Source organism: Pseudomonas sp. PDM18 (assembly GCF_014852585.1).
Taxonomy (GTDB): domain Bacteria; phylum Pseudomonadota; class Gammaproteobacteria; order Pseudomonadales; family Pseudomonadaceae; genus Pseudomonas.
In genome coordinates, this window is the sequence record NZ_JACVBX010000004.1 from 187,088 (window position 1) to 203,766 (window position 16,679).

The 16,679-nt window shown below is 65.3% G+C and carries 18 protein-coding genes; 15 read left to right on the forward strand and 3 right to left on the reverse strand.

All coding sequences use genetic code 11. The features are described from left to right. Positions 1-95: 95 nt before the first annotated feature. The 14 genes from fliS to IB274_RS10940 all read left to right on the forward strand — a co-directional run bounded on the left by fliS (position 96) and on the right by IB274_RS10940 (position 13,735). Positions 96-476 carry a flagellar export chaperone FliS gene (fliS, locus tag IB274_RS10875; protein WP_192431932.1) on the forward strand — a complete coding sequence of 127 codons (381 nt, stop codon included), beginning with the start codon at positions 96-98 and terminating at the stop codon, positions 474-476. 26 nt (positions 477-502) lie between these two features. Continuing rightward, positions 503-799: a flagellar protein FliT gene (gene fliT / locus IB274_RS10880; RefSeq protein WP_045212118.1), complete on the forward strand. Its 297-nt coding sequence runs from the start codon at positions 503-505 to the stop codon at positions 797-799. Positions 800-1,068: 269 nt separating this feature from the next. Next, a complete protein-coding gene (locus IB274_RS10885) occupies positions 1,069-2,544 on the forward strand; it encodes a sigma-54 dependent transcriptional regulator (RefSeq protein WP_192431933.1) in 1,476 nt (491 codons plus the stop codon). Between the two features lie 122 nt (positions 2,545-2,666). After that, on the forward strand, positions 2,667-3,896 hold the full coding sequence (locus IB274_RS10890; protein WP_412548419.1) for a sensor histidine kinase: 1,230 nt from the start codon (positions 2,667-2,669) through the stop codon (positions 3,894-3,896). Between the two features lie 5 nt (positions 3,897-3,901). Beyond that, a complete protein-coding gene (fleR, locus tag IB274_RS10895) occupies positions 3,902-5,314 on the forward strand; it encodes a sigma-54-dependent response regulator transcription factor FleR (RefSeq protein WP_192431934.1) in 1,413 nt (470 codons plus the stop codon). 155 nt (positions 5,315-5,469) lie between these two features. Next, positions 5,470-5,808, forward strand: coding sequence for an endonuclease domain-containing protein (locus tag IB274_RS10900; protein ID WP_192431935.1), 339 nt, complete (start codon positions 5,470-5,472; stop codon positions 5,806-5,808). 569 nt (positions 5,809-6,377) lie between these two features. Continuing rightward, the gene (fliE, locus tag IB274_RS10905) at positions 6,378-6,707 is read left to right on the forward strand and encodes a flagellar hook-basal body complex protein FliE (protein WP_138215092.1); all 330 of its coding nucleotides are present in this window, start codon (positions 6,378-6,380) and stop codon (positions 6,705-6,707) included. Positions 6,708-6,726: 19 nt separating this feature from the next. Beyond that, positions 6,727-8,520, forward strand: a complete 1,794-nt coding sequence (gene fliF / locus IB274_RS10910; RefSeq protein ID WP_192431936.1) for a flagellar basal-body MS-ring/collar protein FliF — start codon at positions 6,727-6,729, stop codon at positions 8,518-8,520. After that, the gene (gene fliG / locus IB274_RS10915) at positions 8,513-9,529 is read left to right on the forward strand and encodes a flagellar motor switch protein FliG (RefSeq protein WP_017520274.1); all 1,017 of its coding nucleotides are present in this window, start codon (positions 8,513-8,515) and stop codon (positions 9,527-9,529) included. Before fliF ends, fliG begins: the two co-directional genes overlap by 8 nt. A gap of 1 nt (position 9,530) precedes the next feature. Then, the gene (gene fliH, locus IB274_RS10920) at positions 9,531-10,328 is read left to right on the forward strand and encodes a flagellar assembly protein FliH (RefSeq protein WP_192431937.1); all 798 of its coding nucleotides are present in this window, start codon (positions 9,531-9,533) and stop codon (positions 10,326-10,328) included. Continuing rightward, complete coding sequence (fliI, locus tag IB274_RS10925) at positions 10,318-11,673, forward strand: flagellar protein export ATPase FliI (RefSeq protein ID WP_192431938.1); 1,356 nt, start codon at positions 10,318-10,320, stop codon at positions 11,671-11,673. The genes fliH and fliI overlap by 11 nt, the downstream gene beginning before the upstream one ends. Before the next feature lie 88 nt (positions 11,674-11,761). Then, positions 11,762-12,205: a flagellar export protein FliJ gene (fliJ, locus tag IB274_RS10930; protein WP_192431939.1), complete on the forward strand. Its 444-nt coding sequence runs from the start codon at positions 11,762-11,764 to the stop codon at positions 12,203-12,205. A 52-nt stretch (positions 12,206-12,257) separates the two neighbouring features. Continuing rightward, on the forward strand, positions 12,258-13,094 hold the full coding sequence (locus IB274_RS10935; RefSeq protein WP_192431940.1) for an aminoglycoside phosphotransferase family protein: 837 nt from the start codon (positions 12,258-12,260) through the stop codon (positions 13,092-13,094). Continuing rightward, a complete protein-coding gene (locus tag IB274_RS10940) occupies positions 13,082-13,735 on the forward strand; it encodes a DUF1345 domain-containing protein (RefSeq protein WP_192431941.1) in 654 nt (217 codons plus the stop codon). Before IB274_RS10935 ends, IB274_RS10940 begins: the two co-directional genes overlap by 13 nt. A gap of 9 nt (positions 13,736-13,744) precedes the next feature. Here IB274_RS10940 and IB274_RS10945 read toward each other — a convergent pair whose 3' ends face one another. The 3 genes from IB274_RS10945 to IB274_RS10955 form a co-directional block, all read right to left on the reverse strand. Further along, the gene (locus tag IB274_RS10945) at positions 13,745-14,359 is read right to left on the reverse strand and encodes a LysE family translocator (RefSeq protein WP_192431942.1); all 615 of its coding nucleotides are present in this window, start codon (positions 14,357-14,359) and stop codon (positions 13,745-13,747) included. Positions 14,360-14,415: 56 nt separating this feature from the next. Next, entirely contained in the window at positions 14,416-15,201 is a 786-nt protein-coding gene (locus tag IB274_RS10950; RefSeq protein WP_192431943.1) for an AraC family transcriptional regulator, read from the reverse strand. A gap of 197 nt (positions 15,202-15,398) precedes the next feature. Next, the gene (locus IB274_RS10955) at positions 15,399-16,115 is read right to left on the reverse strand and encodes a TorF family putative porin (protein ID WP_192431944.1); all 717 of its coding nucleotides are present in this window, start codon (positions 16,113-16,115) and stop codon (positions 15,399-15,401) included. Between the two features lie 250 nt (positions 16,116-16,365). On the opposite strand from IB274_RS10955, the gene IB274_RS10960 reads away from it, so the two are divergent. Beyond that, complete coding sequence (locus IB274_RS10960; protein ID WP_192431945.1) at positions 16,366-16,671, forward strand: STAS domain-containing protein; 306 nt, start codon at positions 16,366-16,368, stop codon at positions 16,669-16,671. Positions 16,672-16,679: the final 8 nt, after the last annotated feature.

The window sequence follows — 16,679 nt, forward strand, 5'->3', positions numbered from 1 at the left end:
ACGCCAGTGCTGATTTTTGCCTAAAGCTTTTCCCGCTTGCGCCGATACTTTGAATATCGACGATTTGATCGTTCAGCGAATCAAGGGGAAATCAGATGAACGCTTCGGCAGCGCTGCGCCAGTACCAGAACGTGAACAACCAGTCGCAGGTGCACGACGCCTCTCCCCACCGTCTGATCCAGATGCTGATGGAAGGCGGCCTGAGCCGCATCGCACAGGCTCGCGGTTCGATGGAACGCGAGCAGTTCGCCCAGAAGGGCATGCTGATCGCCAAGGCCACGGCCATCATTGCTGGCCTGCGCGAAGCGCTGAACTTCGAAGCCGGTGGTGAGGTGGCGGAAAACTATGCCAACCTGTACGACTACATGAGTCGTCGCCTGGGCGACGCCAACCGCAGCAACGAAGTCGAAACTCTCGACGAAGTATCCGGCCTGCTGCGCACTATCAAGGAAGGTTGGGACGCCATCGCTCCGTGATCGCGACCCGCCAGGAGATACCGAACATGACTCTCGCCGTCCAGCAGATCGAACAGACCCGCCTTGCACTGGGCGCGGCGCTGGCCCAGGAAGACTGGGAAGCTGTTGCTCAACTCGACCTCCAGTGTCGTGAGCATGTCGACGCCGCCATGGTCGAGCCGATGGACGATGACAGCGACCTCAAGCGCAGCCTCGAAGGGCTGCTGGCGCTGTACCGCGAGCTGGTCCAGGCGGTTACCCGCCAGCGTGAAGAAGTGGCGACCGAGATCGTCCGCGTCAACCGTTCGCACCAGGGTGCCAAGGTTTACCAGATGTTTGGCTGATCCGTCCGGATCGGCTCTCTTTCGGCGGTGATCGGCCAGGTGCCGGTGGCCGCCGCCTCCGCTTCGAACTACGCTCCATTTCAATTGCCATGACAGGGATCAACACCCTTCGTCGGGCTGCACCAAAAAAAACACGCCATAAATTTGACTCGAGCCACAATTTTGACTTAACTAGTGGCCAAATGCTGGCTAGCACGAGGAAATTGTGCTGTGGCCAGGTCGTGTCAGCCGCCGTAGTACGGCCTTCAAGCCCGGGATGACAAGCTAAGATGTGGCGCGAAACGAAAATCCTCGTGATCGATGACAATCAGGACCGTTGCCGGGACCTTTCGGTGATCATCAGCTTCCTGGGTGAAGACCAACTGTCCAGCAGCAGCCGTGACTGGCGCCAGGTCGTCGACCCGCTGCCCAATGGCAGCCGCGATGTACTCTGCGTATTGGTCGGCGCCGTGGAGAGCAAGGGCGGGGCGCTGGAGCTGCTCAAGCAGATCGCGTCCTGGGACGAGTACCTGCCGGTCCTGCTGATGGGCGAACCGGTGCCCAACGAGTGGCCCGAGGAGTTGCGCCGTCGCGTGCTGGCCAGTCTCGAGATGCCGCCCAGCTACAACAAGCTGCTCGACTCCCTGCACCGCGCCCAGGTCTACCGTGAGATGTACGACCAGGCCCGTGAGCGCGGCCGTCAGCGCGAGCCGAACCTCTTCCGCAGCCTGGTGGGCACCAGCCGTGCCATCCAGCAGGTGCGGCAGATGATGCAGCAGGTCGCCGACACCGACGCCAGCGTGCTGATCCTTGGCGAGTCCGGCACCGGCAAGGAAGTGGTCGCGCGCAACCTGCACTATCACTCCAAGCGCCGCGATGCGCCCTTCGTTCCCGTCAACTGCGGTGCGATCCCGGCGGAGCTGCTGGAAAGCGAACTGTTCGGCCACGAGAAGGGCGCTTTCACCGGCGCCATCACCACCCGTGCCGGGCGCTTTGAGTTGGCCAACGGCGGTACCCTGTTCCTCGACGAGATCGGCGACATGCCGCTGCCGATGCAGGTCAAGCTGCTGCGCGTGCTGCAGGAGCGCACCTTCGAGCGCGTGGGCAGCAACAAGACGCAGAACGTGGACGTGCGCATCATCGCCGCGACCCACAAGAACCTCGAGAAAATGATCGAGGAAGGCAGCTTCCGCGAAGACCTGTACTACCGCCTCAACGTCTTCCCCATCGAGATGGCCCCGCTGCGCGAGCGCGTCGAGGACATCCCGCTGCTGATGAACGAACTCATCTCGCGCATGGAACACGAAAAGCGCGGTTCGATCCGCTTCAACTCCGCCGCCATCATGTCGCTCTGCCGCCATGACTGGCCGGGCAACGTGCGCGAACTGGCGAATCTCGTCGAGCGCCTGGCAATCATGCATCCCTATGGCGTGATCGGCGTCGGCGAGTTGCCGAAGAAATTCCGTCACGTCGACGACGAGGACGAGCAACTGGCGACCAGCCTGCGCGAGGAACTGGAAGAGCGCGCGGCGATCACCGCCGGGCTGCCGGGCCTCGACTCGCCTGCCATGCTGCCGGCCGAGGGTATCGACCTGAAGGATTACCTCGCCAACCTCGAACAGGGGTTGATCCAACAGGCGCTGGACGACGCCAGCGGTGTAGTCGCCCGTGCGGCCGAACGCTTGCGCATCCGCCGCACCACCCTGGTGGAGAAAATGCGCAAGTACGGCATGAGCCGCCGCGAAGAGGAAATGGCGGAGGATTGACGCCTTCGCCGTACTCGTTTTTTCAAGTCATTGATATACAACGAGTAAATTTTAGGCACGGGGTTTGCTAAGACTCATCCGACCGACAGATTCACGCCGTCGGACGGATGAGGAAAACCCGCATGATGCCCGCCACCAATCGCCAGACTGAACTTGCTCCCACACTGCCAGCAGAACAATTGCAGGTGCCGGTGGAGCAGCAGAGCCGCGCTCATCTGGAACAGACTTTCGAGCTGTTCAGCCAAATGTCGAGCCAGCTCAACCAGTCCTACAGCTTGCTGGAAGCCCGCGTCACCGAGCTGAAGGGCGAACTGGCCCTGGTCAGCGCGCAGCGCATGCAGGAGCTGGCGGAGAAGGAGCGCCAGGCCAATCGCCTGCAGAGCCTGCTAGACGTGCTGCCCGGCGGCGTCATCATGATCGACGGCCAGGGCGTGGTGCGCGACGCCAATCCGGTGGCGGTCGCGCTGCTCGGGAAACCGCTGGTGGGCATGCTCTGGCGTGAAGTCATTGCCCGCAGCTTCGCCCCGCGTGCCGACGACGGCCACGAAGTTTCCCTGCGCGATGGTCGCCGTGTGTCCATCGCCATCCGCCCGTTGAACGGCGAACCCGGCCAGCTCATTCTGCTCAATGACCTGACGGAAACCCGTCGCCTGCAGGACCAGCTTGCCCGCCACGAACGCCTGTCCGCCCTCGGGCGCATGGTCGCTTCCCTGGCTCATCAGATTCGTACCCCGCTGTCCGCGGCCATGCTCTATGCCGGTCACCTGAACGAAGGCGAACTGCCGGTCGAGCAGCAACAGCGTTTTGCCGGCCGTATCAAGGAGCGCCTGCATGAGCTGGAAAGCCAAGTGCGCGACATGCTGGTGTTCGCCCGCGGCGAGCTGCCATTGCCGGATCGCCTCACGCCCAATCAGTTGTTCAGCAGCCTGCGCGCTGCGGCTGAATCCCATGTGACCGGCCTGAACCTGCGCTGGCAGTGCGACGCCCGCGCCGGCGAGCTGTTGTGCAACCGCGACACTCTGGTCGGCACCGTGCTCAACCTGGTGGAGAACGCCATCCAGGCTGCCGGCCGCGATGTACGCCTGAAGGTGCACCTGTACCCGCGAGACAACAGCCTGCGCCTGTCCATCAGCGACAACGGCCCGGGCATGAGCGCGGAAACCCTGGCACGCCTGGGCGAGCCGTTCTTCACCACCAAGACCACCGGCACCGGCCTCGGCCTGGCCGTGGTCAAAGCCGTCACCAAGGCCCACCAGGGCGAGCTGCGCCTGCGCTCGCGCCCCGGTGTTGGTACCTGCGCCACCCTGATTCTGCCGCTGATCCTGGCTCAACCCGTCGTCCACGAGGAGTGAATTCCATGGCCGCCAAAGTCCTGCTGGTCGAAGACGACCGCGCCCTTCGTGAAGCCCTCTCCGATACCCTGTCGCTCGGTGGGCACGACTTCGTCGCCGTCGATTGTGCCGAGGCTGCTCTCCCGGCGCTGGAGAAGGACAGCTTCAGCCTGGTGATCAGCGATGTGAACATGCCGGGCATGGACGGGCATCAACTGCTTGGCCTGATCCGCAAGCGCTACCCGCAACTGCCGGTCCTGCTGATGACGGCCTACGGCGCCGTTGACCGCGCTGTGGACGCCATGCGCCAGGGGGCTGCGGATTACCTGGTCAAACCGTTCGAGCCGCGGGCGCTGCTGGAGCTGGTCGCCCGCCATGCGCTGGGTGCCGTTCCCAGCAGCGTTGGCGAAGGCCCGGTGGCGCTGGAACCGGCCAGCCAGCAATTGCTGGAGCTGGCGGCCCGTGTCGCGCGCAGCGATTCCACCGTGCTGATTTCCGGCGAGTCCGGTACCGGCAAGGAAGTCCTGGCGCAGTACATCCATCAGCAATCGCCGCGTGTCGGCAAACCCTTCGTCGCGATCAACTGCGCGGCGATTCCGGACAACATGCTCGAGGCCACCTTGTTCGGCCACGAGAAGGGCGCCTTCACCGGCGCCATCGCTGCCCAGCCGGGCAAGTTCGAATTGGCCGACGGCGGCACCATCCTGCTCGACGAAATCTCGGAGATGCCGCTGGCGCTGCAGGCCAAGCTGCTCCGCGTGCTGCAGGAGCGTGAAGTGGAGCGCGTCGGTGCGCGCAAGCCGATCAGCCTCGACATCCGTGTGCTCGCCACCACCAACCGCGACCTGCTGGGTGAAGTGGCTGCCGGGCGTTTCCGCGAAGACCTCTACTATCGCCTGTCGGTATTCCCGCTGGCTTGGCGCCCGCTGCGCGAACGTCCCGCCGATATCCTGCCGCTGGCCGAACGCCTGCTGGCCAAGTATGCGCGCAAGATGAATCACTCCCCGGTAACCCTGGCCGACGACGCCCGCGCCGCTTTGCTGGCGCATCCCTGGCCGGGAAATGTGCGAGAGCTGGATAACGCCATCCAGCGCTCGCTGATCCTGCAGCAGGGCGGCCAGGTGCAGGCCGCCGACCTGTGCCTGACCGCGCCCATCGGCCTGGCTCCGCGCCCGGTGCTGGCAGCTGTTCCGGCGTCCGTTGCCCCTGCGGTTCCGGCCAGCGTCGAAATTCCGTCGCCTGCCGCCGAAGCCGGGCAACTGGGTGAAGACCTCAAGCGCCGCGAGTTCCAGATGATCATCGACACCCTGCGCAGCGAGCGCGGCCGCCGCAAGGAGGCCGCCGAGCGCCTGGGCATCAGCCCGCGCACCCTGCGTTACAAGCTTGCGCAGATGCGTGACGCCGGGATGGATGTGGAGGCTTACCTCTACGCCAGTTGAGCCACTGACAGACAACCCCTCTTGGCCCGCATTCGTGCGGGCCTTTTCTTGGTTGGACTCGGCTTTTTCGCTGGCATGTTGACGCCGCGCCCGGCTGCACTCCTCAAGAGAATCGCTGAGCTTTCTTCCAGATTGATCGACAGGAGGAGAGACCCGTGGATGAGGTGGAGTTCGCGCGGCAGTTGCGGCGACGGCAAACCGACGCTGAGTCCTGGTTGTGGGGGTATCTGCGGGATCGCAGATTCCTCGGTTTGAAGTTTCGGCGTCAGGTGCCGTGCGGTATTTACGTGTTGGATTTCTACTGCCACGAGTTGCAGTTGGCGGTGGAGCTTGATGGTGGACAGCATCTGGAGTCTGCTCGTGACGCTGAGCGTGATGCCTGGCTGGTGGGGCAGGGGGGTCGGGTGGTTCGATTCTGGAACCATGACGTTCTGCTGCGGACTGACGTTGTGTTGGAGGCGCTGCGGTTGATGGTCGAGACCGGCGCAGGCTGATTGCCCTCACCCCAGCCCTCTCCCGGAGGGAGAGGGGGCTGTCCTCTGCCTGCTGGATGTCTGGCGTTTTTTCTGTTGCGATAGCGTGCCCGGCTGACCGCCGATCTCCTCGCCCACGCCGATCTGCCCCCTCTCCCTCTGGGAGAGGGCTGGGGTGAGGGGCTGTCGCTTGCGCCAGTGTTCCAGGGCTCTAGTTCTGTAGTTCTCGGCTGATTGCCATATTTGCCAGGCACTCCGATCTGCCCCCTCTCCCTCTGGGAGAGGGTTGGGGTGAGGGGCTGTCGCTTGCGCCGATGCTCCAGGGCTCTAGTTCTGGAGTTCTCGGCTGATTGCCATATCTTCCAGGCACTCCGATCTGCCCCCTCTCCCTCAGGGAGAGGGCTGGGGGGGCTTTTCCTCCCACGCCAGGCGCTCAGTCAGAAGCGCCGGATCAGAAGGCCCGAAATCCCCACTCCAGAGCTGTCTTCCGCATTTTTCCTACGTTCCGAAAACCTGGCACCCAAGTTGCAATCACCTCTGCAAAGCGCCGCGCAGTGTCAAAAAACCGCGGCCAGTCGGAGGGGTAAGTGATGAGTCAGGGTATCGAGTTCAATCGTCTGCTGCTGGAAATGCGCTCCATGCAAATGGAGGCCATGGCCAAGGCGAAGACGCAGGCCGCACCGGCCGAGCCGGGGGCGCCAAGCTTCTCGCAGATGCTCGGGCAGGCCGTGGACAAGGTGAACGGTACCCAACAGGTCGCCTCCGACATGGCGAACGCTTTCGAGATGGGGCAGAGCGGTGTTGATCTCACGCAGGTGATGATCGCTTCCCAGAAGGCCAGTGTTTCTTTCCAGGCGATGACCCAGGTACGCAACAAGCTCGTGCAGGCGTACCAGGACATCATGCAGATGCCGGTTTGAGCGGCGAGGATCGTAGGTAATGTCCCAAGCCTCCGTTGTTGACAGTCAGGTTCCGGCCAAGGTTGGTGCCGACGCGCCGAAAAAACCGCTGCTCGGCCTGACTTTCCTCGAGAACCTCGCGGACATGCCGGTACTGCGCCAGGTCGGCCTGCTGGTCGGCCTCGCCGCGAGCATCGCCATCGGCTTCGGCATGGTCCTGTGGTCGCAGCAGCCGGACTACAAGCCGCTCTATGGCAGCCTCAACGGCGTCGACGCCAACAAGGTGGTCGAGGCGCTGACCGCTGCCGACATCGGCTACAAGATCGAACCCAACTCCGGCGCGCTGCTGGTGAAGGCCGATGACCTGGGCCGCGCGCGCATGAAAGTTGCTGGCGCAGGCCTGGCGCCGACCGACAACAACGTCGGCTTCGAGATCCTCGACAAGGAGCAGGCGCTGGGCACCAGCCAGTTCATGGAAGCGACCAATTACCGTCGCGGCCTGGAAGGCGAGCTGGCGCGCACCGTCTCCAGCCTGAACAACGTCAAGGCCGCCCGCGTGCACCTGGCGATCCCCAAGAGCTCGGTATTCGTCCGTGACGACCGCAAGCCCAGCGCCTCCGTGCTGGTCGAGCTGTACCCGGGCCGCACCCTGGAGCCGAGCCAGGTGCTTGCGATCGTCAACCTGGTCGCCACCAGCGTGCCGGAACTGGATAAATCCCAGGTCACCGTGGTCGACCAGAAGGGCAACCTGCTGTCCGACCAGCAGGAGCTTTCCGAGCTGACCATGGCCGGCAAGCAGTTCGATTTCACCCGGCGCATGGAAACCAACTTCACCCAGCGTGTGCACAGCATCCTGGCGCCGGTGCTGGGCAACGGCCGTTACAAGGCCGAGGTCTCCGCCGACGTCGATTTCAGCGCGGTGGAATCCACCTCGGAGTCGTTCAACCCGGACCAGCCGGCCCTGCGCAGCGAGCAGAGCAACAACGAGGAACGCCAGAACAGCAACGGCCCGCAGGGCGTGCCGGGTGCGCTGTCGAACCAGCCTCCGGGCCCGGCCAGCGCACCGCAGACTACTGCGCAGAACAAGCCGGCGGACTTCGTCGCACCGGGCCAGCCGCTGAAGGACGCCAACGGCCAGCCGATCATCGACCCGAAGACCGGCAAGCCGGAGCTCGCGCCGTACCCGACCGACAAGCGTCAGCAGAACACCCGCAACTATGAGCTGGATCGCTCGGTGAGCTACACCAAGCAGCAGCAGGGTCGCCTGCGCCGGCTTTCCGTCGCGGTAGTGCTGGATGACCGCATGATCGCCGATCCCAAAACCGGCGAAGTCAGCCACCAGCCCTGGACCGCCGACGAGCTGGGACGCTTCACCCGCCTGGTGCAGGACGCGGTAGGCTATGACGCCAGCCGTGGCGACAGCGTCAGCGTGATCAACGCACCGTTCGCCCCGGAACTGGGTGACGAGATCGTCTCGCCGCCGTTCTACTCGCAGCCCTGGTTCTGGGACGTGGTCAAGCAAGTGCTGGGCATCGTCTTCATCCTGGTGCTGGTGCTGGGCGTCCTGCGCCCGGTGCTGAACAACCTGTCGGGCAACAAGAGCAAGGCCCTGGTGGCCGGTGGCGCCGCAGGCGAAGGTGGCCTGGGCGAGTTGGGCGGTCTGGAGGGCGAACTGTCCGAAGACCGCGTGAGCCTCGGTGGCCCGGCCAGCATCCTGCTGCCCAGCCCGTCCGAGGGGTACGATGCACAATTGAATGCGATCAAGACACTGGTCGCCCAGGACCCGGGGCGCGTTGCCCAGGTAGTGAAGGACTGGATCAATTCCGATGAGTGAAGCCCGCATGAGCGCCAAACTGAACAAGGTCGACAAGGCCGCCATCCTCCTGCTCTCCCTGGGTGAGACCGATGCCGCGCAGGTGCTGCGCCACATGGGCCCGAAGGAAGTGCAGAAGGTCGGCGTGGCCATGGCGCAGATGCGCAACGTGCACCGCGAGCAGGTCGAGCAGGTGATGGGCGAGTTCGTCGAGATCGTCGGCGACCAGACCAGCCTGGGCGTCGGCGCCGACAGCTACATCCGCAAGATGCTCACCCAGGCCCTGGGCGAGGACAAGGCGAACAACCTCATCGACCGTATCCTGCTGGGCGGCAACACCAGCGGCCTGGACAGCCTGAAGTGGATGGAGCCGCGCGCGGTGGCCGACGTGATCCGCTACGAGCACCCGCAGATCCAGGCCATCGTGGTCGCCTACCTCGACCCGGACCAGGCCGGCGAAGTGCTCAGCCACTTCGACCACAAGGTGCGCCTGGACATCATCCTGCGCGTGTCCTCGCTCAACACCGTGCAGCCGTCCGCGCTCAAGGAACTGAACCTGATCCTGGAGAAGCAGTTCGCCGGCAACGCCAACTCCACCCGTACCACCATGGGCGGCGTGAAGCGCGCGGCGGACATCATGAACTACCTCGACAGCTCGGTCGAAGGCGCGCTGATGGACGCCATCCGCGAAGTCGACGAGGACCTGTCGGGCCAGATCGAAGACCTGATGTTCGTCTTCGACAACCTCGCCGATGTCGACGACCGTGGTATCCAGGCACTGCTGCGCGAGGTGTCCTCGGACGTGCTGGTGCTGGCCCTCAAGGGCTCGGACGAGGCGATCCGCGAGAAGATCTTCCGCAACATGTCCAAGCGTGCCGCCGAACTGCTGCGCGACGACCTGGAGGCCAAGGGCCCGGTGCGCGTCAGCGAAGTGGAAGGCGCGCAGAAGGAAATCCTCACCATCGCCCGCCGTATGGCCGAGTCCGGCGAAATCGTGCTGGGTGGCAAGGGCGGCGAGGAGATGATCTGACGTGGTACCGCCGGCCAAAGACGAAGACAAACTCAGCGAGCTGATCCGCGCGCGCGACGTGGCGGGCTTCGACCGCTGGTCGCTGCCCAGCTTCGACCCGGCGCGGCCGGCCCCGGAACCCGAGCCCGAACCCGAGCCGGTAGTCGAGGAGCCGCCGCAGATCGAAGAGGTGCCCGAGGAAGAGGTCAAGCCGCTGACGCTCGACGAGCTCGAGGCGATTCGCCAGGAGGCCTACAACGAGGGCTTCTCCACTGGCGAAAAGGACGGCTTCCACGCCGGCCAGATCAAGGCGCGTCAGGAAGCCGACGCGGCGCTGCAACCGCGCCTGCAGAATCTCGAAACCCTGATGTCGCACCTGCTCGAGCCCATTGCCGAACAGGACCAGATGCTCGAACAGGGCATGCTCAACCTGGTGACCCACGTGGTGCGCCAGGTGGTGCAGCGCGAGCTGGCCACCGATTCCAGCCAGATTCGCCTGGTGCTGCGCGAGGCGCTCAAGCTGCTGCCGATGGGCGCCAGCAACATCCGCATCCAGGTCAATCCGCAGGACTTCGAACTGGTGAAGGCCTTGCGCGATCGCCACGAGGAAAGCTGGAAGATCATCGAGGACGACGGCCTGCTGCCCGGCGGCTGCCGCATCGAGACCGAACATTCGCGCATCGACGCCACTGTCGAAACGCGCCTGGCCCAGGCCGTGAAGCAGCTCTTCGAGCAGCAGCGCGACCAGGCGACCCACGCCCTGGAGCCAGACCTGCACGTGAATCTAGAAGCCGATCAGGGCGGCACCGATGCGTCTTGATCGCGTCAGCTTCGCCCGCCGCCTGCAGGGCTACAGCGACGCTGTGAGCCTGCCGACCCAGCCGGTGGTAGAAGGCCGCCTGCTGCGCATGGTCGGCCTGACGCTGGAGGCCGAGGGCCTGCAGGCCGCCGTCGGTAGTCGCTGCCAGGTGATCAACGACGGCGGCTATCACCCGGTGCAGGTGGAAGCCGAGGTCATGGGCTTCGCCGGCAGCAAGGTCTACCTCATGCCGGTGGGCAGCCTCGTCGGCATCGCCCCTGGTGCCCGCGTGGTGCCGCTGCCGGACTCCGGTCGGCTGCCCATGGGCATGTCCATGCTCGGCCGCGTGCTCGACGGCGTCGGCCGCGCGCTGGATGGCAAGGGCGGCATGCGCGCCGAGGACTGGGTGCCGATGGACGGCCCGATCATCAACCCGCTGGCGCGCGACCCGATCCACGAGCCGATGGACGTCGGCATCCGCTCGATCAACTCCCTGCTCACCGTCGGCCGTGGCCAGCGTCTGGGCCTGTTCGCCGGTACCGGCGTGGGTAAGTCCGTGCTGCTGGGCATGATGACCCGCTTCACCAAGGCCGACATCATCGTGGTCGGGCTGATCGGCGAGCGGGGTCGTGAGGTGAAGGAATTCATCGAGCACATCCTTGGCGAGGAGGGCCTCAAGCGTTCCGTGGTGGTCGCCTCCCCGGCGGACGACGCGCCACTGATGCGCCTGCGCGCCGCGCAGTACTGCACCCGGATTGCCGAGTACTTCCGCGACAAGGGCAAGAACGTCCTGTTGCTGATGGATTCCCTGACCCGTTACGCCCAGGCCCAGCGGGAGATCGCGCTGGCCATCGGCGAGCCGCCGGCGACCAAGGGTTATCCGCCGTCAGTGTTCGCCAAGCTGCCGCGCCTGGTCGAGCGTGCCGGCAATGGCGAGAAGGGCGGCGGTTCGATCACCGCTTTCTACACCGTGCTCAGCGAAGGCGACGACCAGCAGGACCCGATCGCCGATGCCGCGCGGGGCGTACTCGATGGTCACTTCGTGCTGTCGCGCCGGCTGGCCGAGGAAGGCCATTACCCGGCCATCGACATCGAGGCTTCCATCAGCCGGGTGATGCCGCAGGTCACCACGCCTGAACACATGCGCGATGCGCAGCGCTTCAAGCAGCTCTGGTCGCGCTACCAGCAGAGCCGCGACCTGATCAGCGTCGGGGCCTATGTGGCCGGCGGCGATCCGGAGACCGACCTGGCTATCCAGCGCTTCCCGATCATGCGCCAGTTCCTCCGTCAGGCCCTGGACGAGAGCCAGAACCTTGACGACAGCCGCCTGCTGCTGGATGCGGTCGTCAGCGGCAAGGCTGGCTGATGAGCATGATCTCCTGCGCCGAGCTTTTCGCTCCCTCTCCCTTTAGGGAGATGGTTGGGGAGAGGGGCGCACGGCAGAGGGCTTACCCATGAACCGCCGCGCCGAACGCCTCGCGCCGGTGGTGGACATGGCGCTCAAGGCCGAGCGCGAGGCCGCGCGCCAGCTCGGCCAGATGCAGGGCCAGTTGCAGCAGGCGCAGCGCAAGCTCGCCGAGCTCGAGCGCTACCGCTACGACTACCAGCAGCAATGGATCACCAACGGCCAGCAGGGCGTCAGCGGCCAGTGGCTGATCAACTACCAGCGCTTCCTGTCCCAGCTCGAAGGCGCCGTCGAGCAGCAGAATCGCTCGGTGGCTTTCCACGAGGCCAACATGGGCAAGGCGCGGGTGATCTGGCAGGAGAAGTACGCGCGCCTCGAAGGCTTGCGCAAGCTGGTGGAGCGCTACCGCGAGGAAGCGCGCCTGGCCGCCGACAAGTACGAGCAGAAACAGCTCGACGAGTTCGCCCAGCGCCTGAAGCCTTCCGCCGACTGACCCGGCCTGCGGCCGTGCTAGGCTCCTGTCAGATCACGACCGGAACCTTTCCATGCCGCTTCCCGCTCCTGTGCCTGTGGATTTCCAGCACGTCTTCTCCCTGTGGCGCCTCCGCGCCGAGGGCGAGCCGATCATCACGCCGAGCAGCCACCTGCTGCCGGTTCGCTGGCAGGGGCGCTCAGCCATGCTCAAACGCGCCCTGGACATCGACGAACGCCTGGGCTCGAAGGTGCTCGACTGGTGGGACGGCGACGGCGCGGCGCTGGTCTACGCCTACGACGGCGACACTATCCTCATGGAGCGCGCCGAGGGCTCGCAGTCGCTGATGCACATGGCGCTGAACGGCGAGGACGACGAGGCCAGCCGCATCGTCTGCGATGTGGTGCGCAAGCTGCATCAGCCTCGGGAAAAGCCCCTGCCGGAGGTGATCGGCCTGCGCGAGTGGTTCCGCGATCTCGCGCCTGCCGCCGTGCGCTATGGCGAGCTGTTTCCGCGCTGCCTGGAGACCGCCGAGGCCCTGTTGGCCAGCGAGCATGACCAGTGCGTGCTGCATGGCGATATTCACCACGACAACATCCTCGATTTCGGCGAACGCGGCTGGCGGGCCATCGATCCCAAGCGTCTGCATGGCGAGCGCCTGTTCGACTACGCCAATCTGCTGTGCAACCCGGACCTGCCTACCTCCCGCGAGCGCACGCGTTTCCTGCGTCAGCTGGATGTGATCGTCGAGCACGCGCGCGTCGACCGGCGTCGCCTGCTGGAGTGGGTGCTGGCTTTTGCCGGACTCTCCGCCGCCTGGTTCCTTGATGACGGCATGGCCGCCGACAGCGACCTGGCCGTGGCGCACCTGGCCGCTGCCGAACTGGACCGCAGCGCATGTTGCGCCTGAACCGCGCGCTGCTGCGCACCCATCCGCGACTGGTCGCCTCGGTGATCGTCGGCGCCCTGGTGGCGCTGGCAAGCTACCCGCTGGCGCCCATGCCCCGCGTGCTGCTGGGCTGGAACTGCATGGCCTGGCTCTACGTGCTGCTGATCGGCTGGCTGGCCCTGCGCGCGGCACCAGCGGACGTGCGCCGGCTGGCCGAGATCGAGGACGAGAACGCCGAGGCCGTGCTGGTCCTGGTTACCGTTGCCGCTGTCGCCAGCCTCGGCGCCATCATCGTCGAACTGGCCACAGCCGGGCACGCCAACGGCAGTGAGCGGGTCGTTCGCTACGCCGTCACCGCCAGCACGGTGCTGGGCTCCTGGTTTCTCATCGGCACCATCTTCACCATGCACTACGCCCGCCAGTTCTATTCGGCCGACGCGACGGAGCCGGTGCTGCGCTTTCCCGAGGGCGAGAAAAACCCGGACTACTGGGACTTCCTCTACTTCTCGTTCACCCTCAGCGTGGCGGTGCAGACCTCCGACGTGGAAGTTGCCTCGCGTCCGATGCGCAAGGTGGTACTGGCGCACTCGGTGATCGGCTTCCTGTTCAACACTGCAATCCTGGGTTTGGCGATCAACATGGGCGCAGGGCTGATCGGCTAGCGTGGGTGATCAGGGCTGCAGCGTCTCGATAGCCAGCCGAAGCGCCAGTGCGACGAAGGCGAGGGTGAAGCTCCAGCGGATCAGGCTCATCACCACTGGGCGACCGATTACGTAGTCGCGCACCCAGGAGGCCAGCAGCCCGTAGCCGATGAACACGAAGAAGGTCATCAGCGCGAACACCAGGCCCAGAATCAGGAATAGTCCCCGGGCGTCCTCGCTGCCGGCCGGCACAAACTGTGGCAGGAAGGCCAGGAAGAACAGCCCGAGCTTGGGGTTGAGCAGGTTCAGCCAGAGCCCGGTGCCCACCAGTTGCCGGGTGCTGCGCGGGCTGGCCGAGTCCAGCGCCAGGACGCCGCTGCCGCGAAACACCTGCCAGGCGATGAACAGCAGGTACGCCGTACCCAGCAGCCGGATGATCTGGAAGCTGGCCGCGCTGGCCTGCAGGATCAGCGACAGGCCGAAAGTGGCGAGCAGCAATTGCGGGACCATGCCCAGCGTGCAGCCCAGCGCCGCGAAGCTGGCTGCGCGGGCGCCAAGGCCTAGGCCGACGGCCAGGGTGTAGAGCACGCCGGTGCCGGGTAGCAAAACGACGACGAACGCCGTCAGCAGGAATTCTGCGTTCATTCCCGTGGGTTTCCTGTGTGGAAGAAGTGAGGCCGGCGTATTCAGGGCGCTGGCGGCTACCTGAGCGATGAGCGCCATTGCCCCGGCGTCAGCCCGAGCTGGCGGGCGAAGGCGCGGGTCATGTGCGGCTGGTCGGCGAAACCGGCGAGCATGGCGGCGTCGGCCAGTGTGCGGCCCTCGCCGATGGCCTTGTGGGCTTGTCGCACGCGGTACTGCAGGAGGTAGGCATGGGGCGTGGTGCCCAGTTCGCGGCGGAAGCGGCGCAATGCCGCATAGGGCGTCAGGCCTGCAATGCCGGCCAGCTCCACCAGCGCGGGAGCGTTGCGTGGGTCGTCGTGAATGCGTTCGAGCATGCGCGCCACGCTGCGGGAAGGGAGGGGCGCCACGCTCGTTTTGAGGCGCTGGTCGAGCAGCTCGCCGAACAGGTCGAGTACACCTTCGCGGGCGTCGTCCGCATCAACGCCCGGCAGGTGCTGCAGCAGGTGTGCAATGCGCCGGGCGAGTTGCGGGTCGGCAAGGGCGGGGAGGGTGAATTCGCGCCGGGCCATTTCCCCGCCGGCCAGGTCCGCCAGCAGGGTCGGCTCGACGTAGAGCATCCACCAGCGCCGTGGCGCACCGCGCAGGGGAATGCCGTCGTGCAGTTCATTGGGGCTCACGGTGATGATGTCGCACGGCCCGGCTTCGACTTGGCCGCGTCCGCTCCAGGAACGGTGGCCGCCCTCAAGCATCACGCCGATGCCGTACTCGTCGTGGGCGTGACGCGGGAAGCTGCGCTGCGTGAGTATATCGACGATGCGCAGGCCGGGCAGGGCGGCGGCGGTGCAGTTCACTCGGTGCAGCATTGGGTCAGGCCTGCGGGCGCGGAGAGGTGATAGGCAGAGTAGCCCCTCGGACCCCCGCCATCTTGAATGAAATTGACTATTTCAGGGGCGCCCGGCGTTGCCCATCACGTATTGCACAAAAGCATGGCGGCGCCTGTGTGTAGGAGCGAGATTGCTCTCCGCCGCGTCGGGCTGGGGCGTCCGCGCAAAATCTGAAATCAGAAGAACGGCCGCGAGGCCTTGAACATGAACGCCGAGTCGCAATAGGCGTTGTGTCCGGAGTAGGCGCTGCAGTCGCCGCCGGTCAGGCTGCTGCCGCTGTACGAGAAGTTCAGGTCGATGCCGTTCCAGGGGCGGCTGAAGTTCACCGACCAGTCGCCGAATTCGCTGACGCTGCCACCGCTGTTCAGGCTCACGGGGGAGGCGAGGTTGTAGGTGGAATACTTGAAGGTCACGTCGAAGCCGAGGTCGGGCTGCACGCCCAGGTCGGTGAACAGCGTGGTGGTGCTGCGCCCGGCCTGGGCGCTGTAGGCCGCGCCGAGACGGCTGCCGAATACCGAGAGGCCGCCGTACAGGGCCTGGCTGTCGTAGTCGGGTTGTTCCGGCCGGGTGTAGCGCAGGGTACCCACCTCGTAGCCCAGCTTGCCGTCGCCCAGCGGGTGCTTGAAGCCTGCGTAGCTGTCGATCTCCAGGGGCTTTTCCTGCTCGATGTTCGACGTCCAGCTGCCGACGTACCAGCCGCTGTCGTGGGTGATGTCGAGGCCGCCCTGGGCGCTGTTGGCCTGACCCGGCTGGACCAGCCCCTGGGCCATGCTGCGCGTTGGCGAGTTGGCGAACTTGAGTTCGAAATCACCCAGCTCACGCTGCATCACCTGGGCACCTGCATACGGCGCCGCGCACAACACACAGGCCGCGATGAGAATGGTCTTGTACATGCTGCTACCCCCTTCTTGCGCGTGCGACCCTTCCAAGGCCTCTTGCGGGCCCTCGCCTGAGTCGCACCCGTAAAAGGGTAAAGGCATTCGCCGTGCCTGTGGCGACCGGCGGTCCATTAATCGACCTGTCGGGTACCGTTCGACCGGTCTGGCGGGGCGGTTTCCCATCGTTCGCAGAGGTTGCCGCTGTCATCGCTAGCTGCTACATCTTCAAGCTCGGGCGCGACCATTGATCGATAAGGAGAATCCCATGGCCATCACTTCCGTTCCCTCCGCTGACGGGCAGGAGCTCACCATCGTGGTCCAAGGACGTTTCGATTTCGGCGCTCACCAGGAATTCCGCAATGCCTACGAGCGCGTCGAGATCACACCCAAGCGCTACGTGGTGGATCTGAAGGGCGCTACCTACCTCGACAGCTCGGCGCTGGGCATGCTCCTTTTACTTCGCGACCACGCCGGCGGCGAGAGCTCGCAGATCAGCCTGGCGCACTGCAACCCGGACGTGCGCAAGGTACTGTCCATCTCCAACTTCGAGCAGTTGTTCAAGATCAGCTGACGCGGCGC